Source organism: Reyranella sp. GW821-FHT14A01 (assembly GCF_058803965.1).
Genome location: NZ_JBXAPM010000006.1, coordinates 336352 through 350360, shown reverse-complemented (window position 1 = coordinate 350360; position 14009 = coordinate 336352). Strand labels below are relative to the sequence as shown.

At 67.1% G+C, this 14009-nt stretch carries 19 protein-coding genes and 1 tRNA gene; 12 read left to right on the top strand and 8 right to left on the bottom strand.

The genetic code is table 11. From position 1 onward, the window contains the following. Nucleotides 1-12 precede the first annotated feature (12 nt). From AC1ROX_RS12980 to AC1ROX_RS12960, 5 genes are all read left to right on the top strand, one after another. Nucleotides 13-399: a hypothetical protein gene (locus tag AC1ROX_RS12980; RefSeq protein ID WP_493126103.1), complete on the top strand. Its 387-nt coding sequence runs from the start codon at nt 13-15 to the stop codon at nt 397-399. Nucleotides 400-550: 151 nt separating this feature from the next. Then, a complete protein-coding gene (locus AC1ROX_RS12975; protein WP_493126101.1) occupies nt 551-1222 on the top strand; it encodes a glycoside hydrolase family 19 protein in 672 nt (223 codons plus the stop codon). Beyond that, nucleotides 1219-1629, top strand: a complete 411-nt coding sequence (locus AC1ROX_RS12970) for a hypothetical protein (RefSeq protein ID WP_493126099.1) — start codon at nt 1219-1221, stop codon at nt 1627-1629. Before AC1ROX_RS12975 ends, AC1ROX_RS12970 begins: the two co-directional genes overlap by 4 nt. Before the next feature lie 138 nt (nt 1630-1767). Next, nucleotides 1768-2118, top strand: a complete 351-nt coding sequence (locus AC1ROX_RS12965) for a hypothetical protein (protein ID WP_493126097.1) — start codon at nt 1768-1770, stop codon at nt 2116-2118. A 177-nt stretch (nt 2119-2295) separates the two neighbouring features. Beyond that, nucleotides 2296-2475 (top strand): DUF3606 domain-containing protein, encoded by a 180-nt coding sequence (locus tag AC1ROX_RS12960; protein WP_493126095.1) that lies wholly within the window; start codon nt 2296-2298, stop codon nt 2473-2475. 168 nt (nt 2476-2643) lie between these two features. Here AC1ROX_RS12960 and AC1ROX_RS12955 read toward each other — a convergent pair whose 3' ends face one another. Then, nucleotides 2644-2856: a hypothetical protein gene (locus AC1ROX_RS12955; RefSeq protein WP_493126093.1), complete on the bottom strand. Its 213-nt coding sequence runs from the start codon at nt 2854-2856 to the stop codon at nt 2644-2646. 70 nt (nt 2857-2926) lie between these two features. Between AC1ROX_RS12955 and AC1ROX_RS12950 the strand changes: the two genes are divergently transcribed. Beyond that, nucleotides 2927-3211 (top strand): hypothetical protein, encoded by a 285-nt coding sequence (locus tag AC1ROX_RS12950; protein ID WP_493126091.1) that lies wholly within the window; start codon nt 2927-2929, stop codon nt 3209-3211. A gap of 123 nt (nt 3212-3334) precedes the next feature. Next, nucleotides 3335-3562, top strand: coding sequence for a hypothetical protein (locus AC1ROX_RS12945; protein WP_493126089.1), 228 nt, complete (start codon nt 3335-3337; stop codon nt 3560-3562). Here AC1ROX_RS12945 and AC1ROX_RS12940 read toward each other — a convergent pair. Both AC1ROX_RS12940 and AC1ROX_RS12935 read right to left on the bottom strand, forming a co-directional pair. Then, on the bottom strand, nt 3531-4166 hold the full coding sequence (locus tag AC1ROX_RS12940) for a hypothetical protein (RefSeq protein WP_493126087.1): 636 nt from the start codon (nt 4164-4166) through the stop codon (nt 3531-3533). The two genes, AC1ROX_RS12945 and AC1ROX_RS12940, sit on opposite strands and share 32 nt — an antisense overlap. A gap of 326 nt (nt 4167-4492) precedes the next feature. After that, a tRNA-Thr gene (locus tag AC1ROX_RS12935) sits at nt 4493-4567 on the bottom strand. Between the two features lie 130 nt (nt 4568-4697). Between AC1ROX_RS12935 and AC1ROX_RS12930 the strand changes: the two genes are divergently transcribed. After that, the gene (locus AC1ROX_RS12930; RefSeq protein WP_493126085.1) at nt 4698-5801 is read left to right on the top strand and encodes an amidohydrolase family protein; all 1104 of its coding nucleotides are present in this window, start codon (nt 4698-4700) and stop codon (nt 5799-5801) included. A gap of 150 nt (nt 5802-5951) precedes the next feature. Here the strand turns inward: AC1ROX_RS12930 and AC1ROX_RS12925 are convergent, their stop codons facing one another. Continuing rightward, nucleotides 5952-6128, bottom strand: a complete 177-nt coding sequence (locus AC1ROX_RS12925; protein WP_493126083.1) for a hypothetical protein — start codon at nt 6126-6128, stop codon at nt 5952-5954. 221 nt (nt 6129-6349) lie between these two features. On the opposite strand from AC1ROX_RS12925, the gene AC1ROX_RS12920 reads away from it, so the two are divergent. Next, the gene (locus tag AC1ROX_RS12920) at nt 6350-6940 is read left to right on the top strand and encodes an OmpA family protein (protein WP_493126081.1); all 591 of its coding nucleotides are present in this window, start codon (nt 6350-6352) and stop codon (nt 6938-6940) included. 55 nt (nt 6941-6995) lie between these two features. On the opposite strand, the gene AC1ROX_RS12915 is transcribed toward AC1ROX_RS12920, so the two are convergent. Next, the gene (locus AC1ROX_RS12915) at nt 6996-7385 is read right to left on the bottom strand and encodes a hypothetical protein (RefSeq protein ID WP_493126079.1); all 390 of its coding nucleotides are present in this window, start codon (nt 7383-7385) and stop codon (nt 6996-6998) included. A 93-nt stretch (nt 7386-7478) separates the two neighbouring features. Between AC1ROX_RS12915 and AC1ROX_RS12910 the strand changes: the two genes are divergently transcribed. The 3 genes from AC1ROX_RS12910 (at nt 7479) to AC1ROX_RS12900 (ending at nt 9292) form a co-directional block, all read left to right on the top strand. Then, on the top strand, nt 7479-8066 hold the full coding sequence (locus tag AC1ROX_RS12910) for a helix-turn-helix domain-containing protein (RefSeq protein WP_493126077.1): 588 nt from the start codon (nt 7479-7481) through the stop codon (nt 8064-8066). 3 nt (nt 8067-8069) lie between these two features. After that, nucleotides 8070-8906 carry an EamA family transporter gene (locus AC1ROX_RS12905; RefSeq protein WP_493126075.1) on the top strand — a complete coding sequence of 279 codons (837 nt, stop codon included), beginning with the start codon at nt 8070-8072 and terminating at the stop codon, nt 8904-8906. Between the two features lie 83 nt (nt 8907-8989). Beyond that, on the top strand, nt 8990-9292 hold the full coding sequence (locus tag AC1ROX_RS12900) for a hypothetical protein (RefSeq protein WP_493126073.1): 303 nt from the start codon (nt 8990-8992) through the stop codon (nt 9290-9292). Nucleotides 9293-9357: 65 nt separating this feature from the next. Here the strand turns inward: AC1ROX_RS12900 and rpoD are convergent, their stop codons facing one another. The 3 genes from rpoD to AC1ROX_RS12885 all read right to left on the bottom strand — a co-directional run bounded on the left by rpoD (nt 9358) and on the right by AC1ROX_RS12885 (nt 13942). Next, the gene (rpoD, locus tag AC1ROX_RS12895; RefSeq protein WP_493126069.1) at nt 9358-11382 is read right to left on the bottom strand and encodes an RNA polymerase sigma factor RpoD; all 2025 of its coding nucleotides are present in this window, start codon (nt 11380-11382) and stop codon (nt 9358-9360) included. Between the two features lie 169 nt (nt 11383-11551). Continuing rightward, the gene (dnaG, locus tag AC1ROX_RS12890; protein WP_493126067.1) at nt 11552-13429 is read right to left on the bottom strand and encodes a DNA primase; all 1878 of its coding nucleotides are present in this window, start codon (nt 13427-13429) and stop codon (nt 11552-11554) included. Nucleotides 13430-13483: 54 nt separating this feature from the next. After that, nucleotides 13484-13942: a GatB/YqeY domain-containing protein gene (locus tag AC1ROX_RS12885; RefSeq protein ID WP_493126065.1), complete on the bottom strand. Its 459-nt coding sequence runs from the start codon at nt 13940-13942 to the stop codon at nt 13484-13486. Between the last annotated feature and the right edge of the window lie 67 nt (nt 13943-14009).

Genomic DNA, 14009 nt, shown 5'->3' with positions numbered 1-14009 from the left:
GGAGGGCGTTGAATGATCGCGATCGCCGACTGGATACTCGAAAGGGTCGACACGCTGGTCCTTTGGCTGGTGCCGCCCTCGATGCTGGGGGCCTTCTTCGGCGATGCCTTCCGCAAGGACCTGCTGACGCCGCGGCAGCGCTTCGCCGCCTTCGCGCTGTCGGTCGCCATCAGCCCGCTGGCCGGCATGGCGGCGTCGAAGGAGTGGGGATGGCATCCCTACACCTGTGGCGTCCTCACCATCCTGGCGGCGGTGCTGGGCACCGACATGATCGCCCTCGTCGTGACCGTGGTGCGCGAGTTCCGTGGCGACCCCTGGGGAACGACCAACAAGACCGCCGATGCGATCAAGAAGATCGCCGACGCGCTGCTCTCCTTCATGCCGTGGCGGGCCAAATGAGCGCCGGCGAGCTCGTCGTCATCCTGCTCGTCGTCGCCTATCTGGCGTGGCGGGTACGCCGGATGAAATCCGGCGTGTGAGCGACAGGAGATCGGCGCGCCGATCTGCGAGAGCGACGTCCGGACGTCGCAACACACTTCAGGAGGACTCCATGCAAGTAACGGAACCACTGCTCCGGCAGATGATGCCGGCTGCTGGCTCGCGACTCGATCTGCACCTGCCGTTCATTGCGCCGGCGATGGCGAAAGGCGGCATCGACACGCCGGAGCGCATCGCCGCCTTCGTGGCGCAGCTGGCGCACGAATCCGGCGAATACCGCTGGATGCAGGAGCTGGCCGATGGCCACGCCTACGAAGGCCGCGCCGACCTCGGCAACGTCCAGCCCGGCGACGGGCCCAAGTACAAGGGCCATGGCCCGATCCAGATCACCGGCCGCGCCAACCATCGCGCCTGTGGCCAGTGGCTGGGCATCGATGCCGAGACGGATCCGCTGCTGCTCACCCAGCCGCGCTACGGCACCGCCGCCGCCGTGTGGTTCTGGACGGTCGGCAACGGCCGCATCGACCTCAACCTGCTGGCCGACCGCGGCTGGTTCGTCACCATGACGCGCGTCATCAACGGCGGCACGAATGGCCTCGAGGACCGGCTGGTCCGCTGGGCGCAGTGCCGCCAGGTGCTGGGCCTGGTGCCGCTCAACGCTGCCGAGGAGCCGCTGCAGATCATGCAGCTGCAGCAGCGCCACGGTCTCGCGGCCGACGGCGTCGCCGGGCCCAGGACCTTCGCCCTGCTGAAGGCGCTGTCGGTGCAGAGGAACCGGGCGTGATCCCGGCCATCGCCCTGGCGGCGGGCAAGTGGGCGATCGGCAACTGGAAGCTCGCCTTGCCGGCCGCCGCCTTCCTCGCTCTGGGCGCCTGGTCGCTCGACCGTTCCATCCGCGTCGTCAATCTCCGCGCCGAGATCGCGCGCGGCGAGGCCGATCGCGCCGCTTCCGTGCTGGCGCAGAAGGAGCGGGACCGCGCGCTGGCGGTCTCGATCGATGCCGAGCTCAGCGAGCAGAACGCGCGTACCGGCGCCGTCGTCACCACCCGAACCGAGGTCATCTATCGTGAGAAGCCTGTCATCCAGAGCCTCGATACTCCTGCTATGCGCGCTGCCGACGACGGGTTGCGCGAGCTCGGCTTTCGTCGCGCCCCGCGACCCGGCGCCGGCCAGCCTCAAGACGCTCCCTGAGCGGCCGCTCCTGGCGCCGGAGAAGCCGAACGATGTCGAGCTTGCCGGCGAGCGCCTGCGCCTGGGCGGCCACATCGTGAAGCTGGAGAACATCATCAAGGGCTGGATCAAATGGGACGAGGGGCGATGAGGATGCGCATGACGGGGTTGCTGCACCGGCTGGCGCTTCCGCTCCTGATGACAGGAGCTGTCGCTATGGGCGCTGCGCCAGGCGCAGCGCATGACCCCTACACCGGCTGGGTGCAGCCCCTGACCGGCAAGAGCTGCTGCAACCAGATGACGCCCGATCGCAGCGCCGGCGACTGCCGGCCGGTGCGAGCGTTCCTGGGCGGCGACGGCGTCTGGTGGGTGAAGCTCGACAGCGGCTGGCATCCGGTGCCGCGCGACCGGATCCTGCGGCAGGCGTCGCCCGACCTCAGCAGCCACGTCTGCGCCAGCCTGACGACCGAAGAGATTCACTGTTTCGTGCCGGGGCCTCAGGGCTCCTGACACGTCCGCCGTCGGGGTCTGGATACGTCCGGAGCCGACATGCCCGTCTTGGGCGTTTCCTCCCAAACTCGCCCGCTGCCCTTCACCGGGTGGCGGGCTTTTTCTCGTTCTGGGTCGCGGCCGGTTGTGCAATGCTCGCTCCAGCGGCGCGATAGACGCCGCCCCACGGAGGAAGCAATGGCCGATGACAAGTCGAAGACGGGAAAGCCAGATCGCGACCGGATCAACACCGGGGAGGCCTATGAGGTCCGCGACTGGGCCAAGAAATTCGGCACAACGCCAGAAAAACTGAAGGCAGCCGTTAAGGCGGTGGGGCCGATGGCCGACAAGGTGAAGGCTCACCTCAAGAAATCTTAGGCGCCCCTCAGCCGAGGTCCCATTTTCCTGCGGCGCGCGCGGGAGTATGATCAGTGCTCACGCATGGTAGCGCCCCGCACGGCCCAGGAGCCGGTCATGTAATCCGCAGCCAGCTTCTCATTGCAGCCAGCCCCGCCCGGTGACCCCGGCGTGGGGCTTTTTGCTGTTTCAGTTGGCGGTGGCGCGCAGCCTCGCAGCGGCATCAAGCAACGCCGTGCCCACTTTCTCCAACATCTGCGCATCGAACCGGAAGTTGAAGCCCGGCCCGGTGCTGCTGGCCGCGAGGCGGAGCGCCACGTGACCCGGATCGTCTGGAGAGGCGCCGATGCTGAAGCCTCCAACAATCATCACCAGCTGATCGTAGTCGGGTTCCTTGGCCATGTGTCCTCCTGTTCATTGCCCGTGAACCGTGAAGGGGAACGGGCCGGCCGGCAAGCCGTTGAGTCGGCCCATGCCCGCCCGCAAGAAACCGCCCCTCGGCCTTGCCCGCAGGCTCCGCAATGACGTCTACGCCATCGCGGGCGAGAATCCGGCGCTGCGGGTGCAGGTTCACGAGTTGGAACTGCGCCATCCACGCTTTCGGAGCGTCAATCTTCGCGCGGCCATAGCGCTGGCGATCGAAAAGGGCTGGATGACGGGCGAGGGCGATCCGGCGAGATCTGTCTGCCTTACGGACAACGGCCGGCGGCTCGGCACGGGGGCACGATGGGGACTCCGGCCAGCGCACGCAAGGTGACCCGTTGTTCAGCCCGGAGACGAACATGTAGTCCGCCTCGACACTCCTTGCAGCCAGCCCCGCCCGGTGACCCCGGGGCGGGCGCTTCTTCGTTTTCGGACGGGGCGCTATGCTCCGCGCGCCATGGCCAAGTCCAAGCCTACCGCAGCTGAGACCCTCGCGCTGCACATCATGCGCGCGCTCCATGCCGCGACCGAAGGCCGGCCGATGGAGTGGCGATCGCTGGCCGGGATCTCCGCTGTCGGCGACACGCAGGAGGCGGTGCAGCTCGCCGTCGATCGCGGCTGGCTGCTGGTCGAGGGCGGGCACAGCATCTGCCTCACCGATGAAGGTCGCCAGCGGGTAGGGTGACCGGTTCGCTGATGACGATGTGCGTGCCACGGCCCGGCGGCCGATGCCGCTCCGCCGGTTCCTCGTCCAGACTGACGGTGTTGCGGCCGCCCAGCCCGTGGCCGCCGCAGGTGTGGCTCAGCGTCATCGCCTTGCGGCAGGCCGGGCAGACGATGGCGCCGATCGGCTTGTCGAGCAGGCGGTCCCAGGGCGGCTCGTCGAAGGCGATCATCTTGATGGCGTAGCCGGCCGGGCAGCCGGTGTCGGACAGCCAGGCGATCTCACCGGCATGGACCAGGTCGCGGAAGGTCTGCGGGCGGCCCGCCGCCGCAACCGCGCCCGGATGTCGCTGCATCATGGCGCGCCAGTGGTCGGGCAGGTTCCAGTCCTCGCGGCCGCGCTTGCGGATCTGCACCACGTGACGCCCGGTGCATTGCTGGCCGCGAGACCACATCGGCAGGATGGTGGTGCAGCGGAAGGTGCTGCGGCCAATCGGTCGGTCGCGGAAGAAGTCGGAGGCGGCGTCGACCGTGCCCCGCCGGCCGCAGCGGCAGCTCACAACCGCCTCGAGGTCGAAGGCGGCGAGATCGCCGAAGGTGCGGAGAGGGTGCGTGTAGGCGGGCATCGTCATCTCCGGTTGGCCGCGTCCCTGTCGCCGCCGCCGGGATTTGTCGCCTGGATTCGTAGCGCGGTTAGCCGTCGGCGACGATGAATCGATTCGCATGACGCCATGATGGTCGCGCGATTCGTCCGCGGCTGGCGCTGCAGGCCATACAAGACCTAGCGAACACCGAGAGAACGTTTGCCCACCAATCTGCCCACCAGATAGCGAGGCTTTTCGTGGTTTATCGTGGGGAATGGTGGGCAAGCGACCAAGGCTGTCCACAACGTGCGCGATGCCAGAGACATCGATCAAACGCTAGCGGGCTTGCAACGAATGGAGGGGCGCGCTGGTGCTGCCGGACAGGATTGAACTGTCGACCTCCCCCTTACCAAGGGGGTGCTCTACCACTGAGCTACGGCAGCGCGCGGCGGGGGTATGCCACACGCTCGGGGGCGGTTCAACCGCTGCCGCCGGCCGAAACGCATGCCGTTCCGCGACTTGCCGGGCTTCGTGACCTCTGCCTACGCTTCGACAACGAAAATGGAGGAACGGATGGACTGGCGCCCGATTTCTGCAGATTCCCACATAACCGAGCCGCCCGGCTGCTACCGCGACCACATAGATCCTGCATATCGCGAGCGCGCGCCGCATGTCGTGCGTCACGACAGCATGGGCGACATCTATGTCGTCGACGGCATGAAGACGCCCGTGCCGATGGGCCTGATCGCGGCCGCCGGCGTCGCGCCCAAGGACATCCGGATCGGGGGCGCCCGGTTCGAGGACCTTCACCGCAGCGGCTGGGATCCCTCGACCCGCCTGCAGGACCAGGACAGGGACGGTATTGCCGCCGAGATCATCTATCCGACGGTGGGGATGCTGATCTGCAACCACCCCGACTTCGATTTCAAGAAGGCCTGTTTCGACGCCTACAATCGCTGGCTCCAGACTTACTGCGCCCACGCGCCCGACCGCCTCGTCGGCATGGGCCAGACGGCGATGCGCACGGTCGGGGAAGGCATTGCCGATTTGGAGCGCATCAAGTCGATGGGCTTTCGCGGCGTCATGATGCCGGGCAATCCCGGAGAGAAGGACTACGACGATCCGACCTACGACCCGTTCTGGGAGGCGGCGGTCGCGCTGGAGCTGCCTCTGTCGTGGCACATCCTCACGACCTCCGGCGACAACTCGTTGTCCAAGCCGCGCGGTCCCAAGATCAACGGCTTCCTGTCGATCATCCGCGGCTGCCAGGACATCATGGGCATGCTGGTTTTCAGCGGCGTGTTTGAACGGCACCCGAAGCTTCGGGTCGTCTGCGTCGAAGCCGATGCCGGTTGGGCGCCGCATTTCATGTACCGCATGGACCATGCCTACAAGCGTCATCGCTACTGGATGAAGGGCAAGGAACTGGCCCGGCTGCCCTCGGAATATTTCCGCGATCACATCACGCTGACGTTCCAGGACGACTGGACGGCCTTCCAGTTCGCCGATCGGTTGGGCCCTCAGCAACTCATGTGGGCCAACGACTTTCCCCACAGCGATTCGACGTGGCCGTGGAGCCAGGACGTGATCGCCGAGCACACCGCCCACCTGACGCCTGAACTCAGGAAACGAATCCTGCGCGACAACGTGGCCGAACTCTACAAGCTGGCCGCGTAGCCGCGCAGGGAAAGATCGGGTTAGCGCGTGTAGACCACCGTCCGATCGGCCGGGACCGGCTTCTCGACGACGCGTTCGCTCTGGATCGAGCAACCGGCCGCCAGGATGCAGGCGACCGCCATCAGGATGAGCTTCACCATCGGACGCTCCTTATCGCGTCGTGTAGACGGTGGTGGTCTGCGCGGGGACCGGCGCGGTGTTGTCATAGACAACGGTCCGCTCGGCCGTGCGGGCCGGAACAGGCTTCTCGACGACTCGCTCCGAGTAGGAGGCGCAGCCCGCAACAAACGCGCAGGCGGCGACGGCGATAATGGCGACTTGCTTCAAGGGGATGCTCCTCTGGTTGCCTTGCGGCACGACAACGACGCATTCGCTTTGTGGTTGCGAGAACATCCAGCCTCCGCCTGAGCCGAAGAAACATCAGTTGCTCTGCAATTCTTTTGCATTGCCCACGCAGTGGACGTTTTGCATATTGCGGACGGCTAAATGGCCATAGGGGAGAGGGGCTTATGCTCAGGAAGTTGTTTGTTCTACTTGCCGCTACGTTCATGATCAGCGCTTGCGACGAGCCCGCGCCGGCCACCGCGCCGCCGCCGCCGCCGCCGGCACCTCAGAGCTTCATGGTCTTCTTCGATTGGGACAGCGCCAAGCTGAACCCACAGGCCACGAACGTCATCGGCCAGGCCGCTGGCGCTTACAAGACGAAGGGTGCCGCTCGCATCACCGCGACCGGCCATACCGACACGTCGGGTACCCCGGCCTACAACATGGCCCTGTCGCTCCGCCGCGCCAACGCGGTCAAGGACGCGCTGGTCCAGCAGGGCGTGCCGGCAACGGCGATCGCCGTCGTCGGCCGTGGCGAGCAGGGTCTGCTGGTGCAGACCGGCCCGAACGTCCGCGAGCCGCAGAACCGCCGCGTCGAGATCGTCATCGCCGGGCAGACGGCCGCCGCTCCGATGGACGACGCCGCCTACTGCCGTGCGCTGGCCGCCGCCTGGCGTAGCTACGACCGCACGGATGCGTCCGGTCCGGCTCCGCAGGCGATCGCCAAGTGCGACGCCGGCGACTACGCGGCGGGCATCCCCGTCCTCGTGAAGATGCTGAACGACGCCAAGGTTCCGCTGCCGCCGCGCACCTAGGACCTGTAGCAATCCAATGAAAAGGCGGCCCTCGTGGCCGCCTTTTTTTGTCCTGTCAGCCCTTGCCGGGCCGGGCCGGCAGGCGCGCCCACTGCCGGGGCTGTAGTTCGTGATACTCGATCCAAGGTCCGGTTTCGGCAAAGCCGGTGTCGAGGGCGCCAACGTCGCTCACCCAGAAACCGAGCGAGCGGCGGTTGGGATCGAACCTCCAGGTGCCGACCACCACCTCGTCGGCGACATGGCCCGCAAGGCCCGGGCAGAACAGCAGGAGCGGGCCTTCATCTTTGGGCGCCGTCGCGATCGGCTGCCACGTCGATGCTCTCAGCGATTCGATTTCCGCTGCCGCCCGCCACCGCAGGTCGTCGGCAAGGGCGCCGGTGTTTTCGCCGGCGGGACCGTGGTGCTCCCGGCACTGGATGCGCAGTTCGTCGACAATGTCCTTCATCTCAACTCCAGCCGCTCGCATTTCTCCGCTGCCTTTTAGCGCAGCTCTCGTTTCCTTGATGTGTCATCCAATATGATGGATATTTTCTCCATCATGAGAGACAATCAAGTCGGGCCCAACATCAACGAGCGGATCGCCACCCGTGTCCGCGCGCTGAGAGCACAGGCCGGCCTCTCGCTGGAGGCGCTGGCGGAAACAAGCGGGGTCAGCCGCTCGATGATTTCCCTGGTCGAGCGCGGCGAAAGCAGTCCGACCGCCGTCATCCTCGAGAAGCTGGCGACGGGGCTCGGCGTGTCCCTGGCGACGCTGTTCGAGGCGTCGGCCGCGCTGCCCCTTCCCGTGTCCCGCCGGGCCAATCAGGTCGAGTGGCGCGATCCGGCGTCGGGATATGTGCGCCGCAACGTGTCGCCGGACGGATTTCCATCGCCCATCCAGATCGTCGAGGTGGCTTTTCCGGCAGGCGCCCGCGTGGCCTACGAGACGGCGGCCCGGCCCGGTGTCACCCACCAGCAGGTCTGGGTCCTGCAGGGCACGATCGAGGTCACCCTGGGCGACGACCGCCATGAGTTGAACGCCGGCGATTGCCTGGCGATGGTCCTCGACCGGCCGATCACCTATCGCAATCCGACGCCGAAGCCTGCGCGCTACTGCGTGGTCATCGTGGCGCCCCGGCCGGGCTGAGCGATGGATCTCACCGACGTCTTCGTGGCCCTGCTGAGCGCGGTGCTGCATGCGGGCTGGAACGCCGCCGTCAAGGCAAGCCGCAGTCCCGCGCAGGTGATGACGGCGCAGATGATCCTGGGCGCCGTGCTCGTGGTCCCGGCGCTCTTCTGGTCCGGCCTGCCTAGCCTGGCATCGTGCGGCTGGATCGCGGCGTCGACCCTGATGAACGTCCTCACCGTGCAGGCCCTGCTGCGTGCTTACGAGCTTGGCGGCTTCGGCCTCGTCTATCCCGTCGTCCGTTCGCTGGCGGTGCTGATGGTCGTGCCGCTGGCGGCCGTCATGACGGGCGAGCGTCTGGGGACGCCGGGGCTTCTCGGCATCCTGGTCATCTCGCTCGCGCTGGTCGTCCTCGCCTGGGATGCCGCGCGGGGGCGGGGGATCACGAGGGCGGCGATGGCGTGGACCCTGGCCGCGGGCGTCGGCACCGCGGCCTACGTGATGTGCGACGCGCAGGGCGTGCGGCTGTCGGGATCGCCCTGGGCCTATGGTTTCGTCGTGTCGATCACCAATGCGCTGGCCATGGCCTGGCGGCAGCGCCGCGCCGGACCGCCTTGGGCGCAGGTGACGGCACATTGGGCACTCGCCTTGCCGATCGCCGTCGCCGCCATGGGATCGTACCTGCTGATCCTCTGGGTCTGGAGCCATGCCCCGATCGCCCCGGCGGCGGCGCTCCGGGACACCAGCGCCATCTTCGCGGTGCTGATCGCCGTCTTCTGGCTCAAGGAGCCCTTCACGCGCACGCGTATCGCCGCCGTCCTGCTGGCCGCGGCGGCCGTGCCCCTGTTGCGATTCGGCTGATCGAGCGGGCTTGTGCGCAAGGCAGCCCGGTGACAGCATCGGCGTTGATCACAGCGTCCCCGTTGTCGACCGAGGAGACTCCCATGGAAGTCGATGGTCTTGTCACGGCGTTGGAGCGGATCGAACACGCCGCTCGTGGTTTCATGCATCCCGTCCACAAGGCCGATGCACCAACAGCGTTGCTGGACGTGCTCTCGGAGTGCGGACGTGCCCTCGGCCATTCCTATTCGATCGATCCCGGCCTGGACGATGCGCGCAACGAGGCCTCACGCCACTGTGCGGTCGTCCAGGAGAACCTGTCGGCCGTCCTGGAAGAGGTCCGCCAGCTCCACCTCACGGTGAGCGGCTTGCTGCCGTCCCTGGTGCGCATCGCCGACCGCGAATGACATGAAAAAAGCCGGGGACTTGCCCCGGCTTCGATCTCCGATCTCGGTCTTTCTCAGCCCCAGTCTCAACCCTCGTCGAGGAAGCTGCGCAGCATGCGCGAGCGGCTCGGGTGCTTCAGCTTGCGCAGCGCCTTGGCCTCGATCTGGCGGATGCGCTCGCGGGTGACCGAGAACTGCTGGCCGACTTCCTCCAGCGTGTGGTCGGTGTTCATGCCAATGCCGAAGCGCATGCGCAGCACGCGCTCCTCGCGCGGCGTGAGCGTCGCCAGGACTCGCGTCGTGCTTTCGCGCAGGTTGCCCTGGATCGCCGCCTCGAGCGGGATCACGGCGTTCTTGTCCTCGATGAAGTCGCCGAGGTGGCTATCCTCCTCGTCGCCGATCGGCGTCTCGAGCGAGATCGGCTCCTTGGCGATCTTCAGCACCTTGCGCACCTTCTCGAGCGGCATGCCGAGCTTCTCGGCCAGCTCCTCGGGCTGCGGCTCGCGGCCGATCTCGTGCAGCATCTGGCGGCTGGTGCGGACCAGCTTGTTGATGGTCTCGATCATGTGCACCGGGATGCGGATGGTGCGCGCCTGGTCGGCGATCGAGCGGGTGATGGCCTGGCGGATCCACCAAGTGGCGTAGGTCGAGAACTTGTAGCCGCGGCGGTACTCGAACTTGTCGACCGCCTTCATCAGGCCGATGTTGCCCTCCTGGATGAGGTCCAGGAACTGCAGGCCGCGGTTCGTGTACTTCTTGGCGATCGAGATCACGAGGCGCAGGTTGGCCTCGATCATCTCCTTCTTCGCCCGCATCATCTCGCGCTCGCCGTCCTGGACGGTCTTGCACATACGGCGGAACTCGAAGATCGGCGCGCCGCAATGATCGGAGATGTCCTTGATCTCGGACCGGATCTTCTCGATCTCGGGAGCGCGCTTCTTGGCGAAATCCTTCCAGCCGCGGCCCGACAGCTTGCCGACCTTCTCGAGCCAGTTGGGATCGATCTCGTGCGTGAAGTAGTTGTCGAGGAAGTCCTGCCGCGAGATGCGGAAGCTCTCCGCCGTGCGCAGCAGCTTGCCCTCGAGCATCATCAGCTTGCGGTTGAGGTCGTAGAGCGAGAGCTTCAGCTGCTCGATGCGGGCGGCGTTGATGTGCACCGTCCGCACCAGCTCGACGATCTTCTTGCGGTGCTTCTCGTAGCTCTTCTCGAACTCGGGGCTGGGCTTCTGGCCACGCGCGAGCGTCGAGAGGCGACGGTTCTGCACCTTCGACATCTCGATATAGACTTTGTAGATCTTGGTGAGGGTGCGCAGCACCTCGGGCTTGAGCTTCTCCTCGAGCGCCGACAGCGAGAGCGCGTTCTCGTCGTCCTCCTCACCGCCTTCCGCCGCCGGAGCCTCGGCGCCCGCTTCGCCGTTCACCGCCGGCGCGGCCGGGCGCACCAGCTTCGGCATCATGGCCGGACGCGGCATCGGCGGAGCAGCCGGCGCCGCCGCGGGAGCCGCGTTCGCGCCCTTGCCTTCGCCGGGGGCGCCGCCGCCCTGGGTCGCTTCGAGGTCGATCACGTCGCGCAGCAGGATGCGGCCCTCGTTGATCGCGTCGCGCCAGTGCAGCAGCGCCGTGATCGTCATCGGGCTCTCGCAGATGCCGCCGATCATCTTGTCCTGGCCGGCCTCGATGCGCTTGGCGATCTCGATCTCGCCCTCGCGGCTCAGCAGCTCGACGCTGCCCATCTCGCGCAGGTACATGCGGACGGGATCGTCCGTGCGGCCGAGCTCCTCGTCCTCGCCGGTCGCCTCGGCCGCAACCACGGCGGTCTTGGCGGGCTCGGCCGGATTGGCCGAAGCGGTATCTTCCTGTTCCTCGGCCTCGACGACATTGACGCCGGCCTCGGACAGCATCGCCATCGTGTCCTCGATCTGCTCGGAGGACACTTCGTCGGGCGGAAGGGCCGCGTTCAGCTCGTCATAGGTGACGTAGCCGCGCTCCTTGCCCTTCTGGACGAGCTTCTTCAGCTCGGCGCCAAGGGTGTCGAGCAGGGGGGCGTCGGGACCCTCCTCGCGGGCGTCGGTGGCTTCGGGTTGCGCTACGGTCGCGGTTTTGGTCGCCATTTACTCAAATCCTTGGGTGCGACAAACAGATAGAACGGCCAAAGGGCCGTTAATTTGGCTGCAAGAAGGGGAGGCGGGAAGGGCGGCCCCGCAAAACTACCCTTCTACTATATGGGGCTTCAGTGCAAGCAGCGATAGGGGCAAGCCTCTGATTCATGGCCGCCCCGCTTTATATGGCATTGGCTTCGAGACTTTCACGCCGCATCCGCTCCAAAATGGCCTGGAGTCGCTGCAAATTCTCCTCGGACATGTCCTCGGCCAGCGCTTCCTCGGCCCGTTTCAACTCCTCCGGGTCCCCCTGGAGATGGCTGAGATGGCGGGCGGCGCGGCGCCACTGGCCGACCCAGCCATCGGCATCGGTCGGATCGTCGCGGAAGGCCTCGCGGGCCTTGGCCTGGGCGGACGCCGCCAGCCGGCCCAAGCCGATTCTCTCCAGATGCTGTTCGATGAGCTGGGCTTCAAGGGAGGGGTCGCCGGCCGCCTCATCCGCGGCGGGATCCACCCCCGACGGGACCAGCGAGAGGGCGTCCAGTAGCCCGCTGCGCAGCCGCGCCAGTTCGGGATGGCCGATCGGCAGGGAGGCCAGGTCTTCGGCCAGGATATGGAGCAGGGCCGGCCGCTCGATCAGGGCCCCCAGCAGGACCCGCTCCTGGCGGGATCCGTCGAGATCGTCGCCGGCGCGTCGAGCCCCGGCTCCGGCCGGAAAGGGGGCGGGTTCGGGGTCGCCGGGGCGGCGGAACGGCTTGCGGGCCCCACCGGGCTGCCAGGCCGGCCCCTCGGGCCGGCGCATCCGGTTCAGCCGGCTGCGCATCTCGGTGCGGTAATAGTCGCGCACGATGGGATCGGCGATCTCGGCCACACGCTGCTCGACACTGCGTTGCAGGCTGGCTCGGCGCTCCGGCGTGTCCGTCGCCTTGCCCTCGGTCTCCAGGTCCCAGACCAGGTCCGACAGCGGCCGGGCGAGGTCGAGCACGCGGCGCATTGCCTCGGTTCCCTTCTTACGGACGAGGCTGTCGGGATCCTCGCCCGCCGGCAAGGTCAGGAACCGCAGGCTCTTGCCCGGGCGCAGCAGGGGCAGGGCGCGCTCGGCGGCCCGCGAGGCGGCGCGACGCCCGGCATTGTCGCCGTCGAAGCAGAGATAGGGCTCGTCGGCCAGCTTCCAGAGTTCGCCCAGCTGGCCCTCGGTAAGGGCGGTGCCGAGCGGCGCGACGGCACCGGTGAAGCCCGCACCGTGCAGGGCGATCACGTCCATATAGCCCTCGGCCACGATGACCGGCTGGTCCTTGGTCACGGCCTGGCGAGCCCGGTCGAGGCAGTAGAGGTTGGCGCCCTTGTGGAAGAGCGGCGTCTCCGGCGAATTCAGGTACTTGGGCTCGCCGGCGCCCATCACACGGCCACCGAAGGCGATGGCCCGGCCGCGGCGGTCGTTGATGACGAACATCACCCGGCCGCGGAAACGATCATAAGGCTCGCGCCGATCCTCGGGCTGGATGGCGAGCCCGGCCTCGACGATCTTCTCCATCGGCACGTTCTCGCGCTTCAGGGCGGCGATCACGCCATCGCGTGAATCCGGCGCGAAGCCTAGGCGGAAATCGTCGATGACGGCATCGGAAAGACCGCGCCCGCGCAGGTAGTCGAGGCCCTGGCGGCCCACGGGGAGGCGAAGCTGTTTCTGGAACCATTGGGCCGCCAGTTCGACGACCTGCTGCAGGGTGGAAGCCCGCTCGACGCGCTCGCGCTCCGCCGGCGTCGCGCGCGGCACCGGCAGGTTGACCTCACGGGCGAGCTTCTCGACCGATTCAGGGAAGGACAGGCCCTCGGTCTTCATGACGAAGCCCACGGCGTCGCCATGCTCGCCGCAGCCGAAGCAATGATAGAAGCCCTTCTTGTCGTTGACCGTGAAGGACGGCGACTTCTCGTTATGGAAGGGGCAGAGACCCGCATACTCGGCGCCCGACCGGCGCTTCAGCGACACCTTCCGGCCGACGATGTCGGACAGGCTGAGGCGCGCACGCAATTCGTCGAGGAAGCCGGGAGGGAACGCCATCCCCTAAGATGGCCCTCGCGTCCGGGCCACGCCATAGGGGATAGCGGGGAAGACTTAGCCGGCGAGGGCTTTCTTCACGGCCGCCGACGCCTTGGCGAAATCCATCTGTCCGGCGTACTTGCCCTTCAGGGCCGCCATGACGCCGCCCATGTCCTTGACCGAGGTGGCGCCGGCGGCGGCGATCGCCTCGCGCACGGCGGCCTCGACGGCGGCTTCGTCCATCTGCTGCGGCAGGAAGCGCTCGATGACGGCGATCTCGGCTTTTTCCTTCTCGGCCAGGTCGGCGCGATTGCCCTTCTCGTAGAGGGCGACCGATTCGTTCCGCTGCTTGATCATGCCCTGCATCATCGACAGGATCTTGTCGTCGGCCACGCCCTCGCGGCTGGTCTCGGTGCGGGCGGCGATATCCACGTCCTTGAGCTTGGCCAGGATGAGGCGAATCGTGCCGAGCGCGGCCTGATCCTTGGCGCGCATGGCGTCTTTCATCGCTTCCGTCAGCTTTTCGCGCAGCATGGCTTGGGTTCCAATGGTTCGCCAAAGGGCTAAGCGGCGGAAACTAATCGTCCTTATCGCTGTTGGC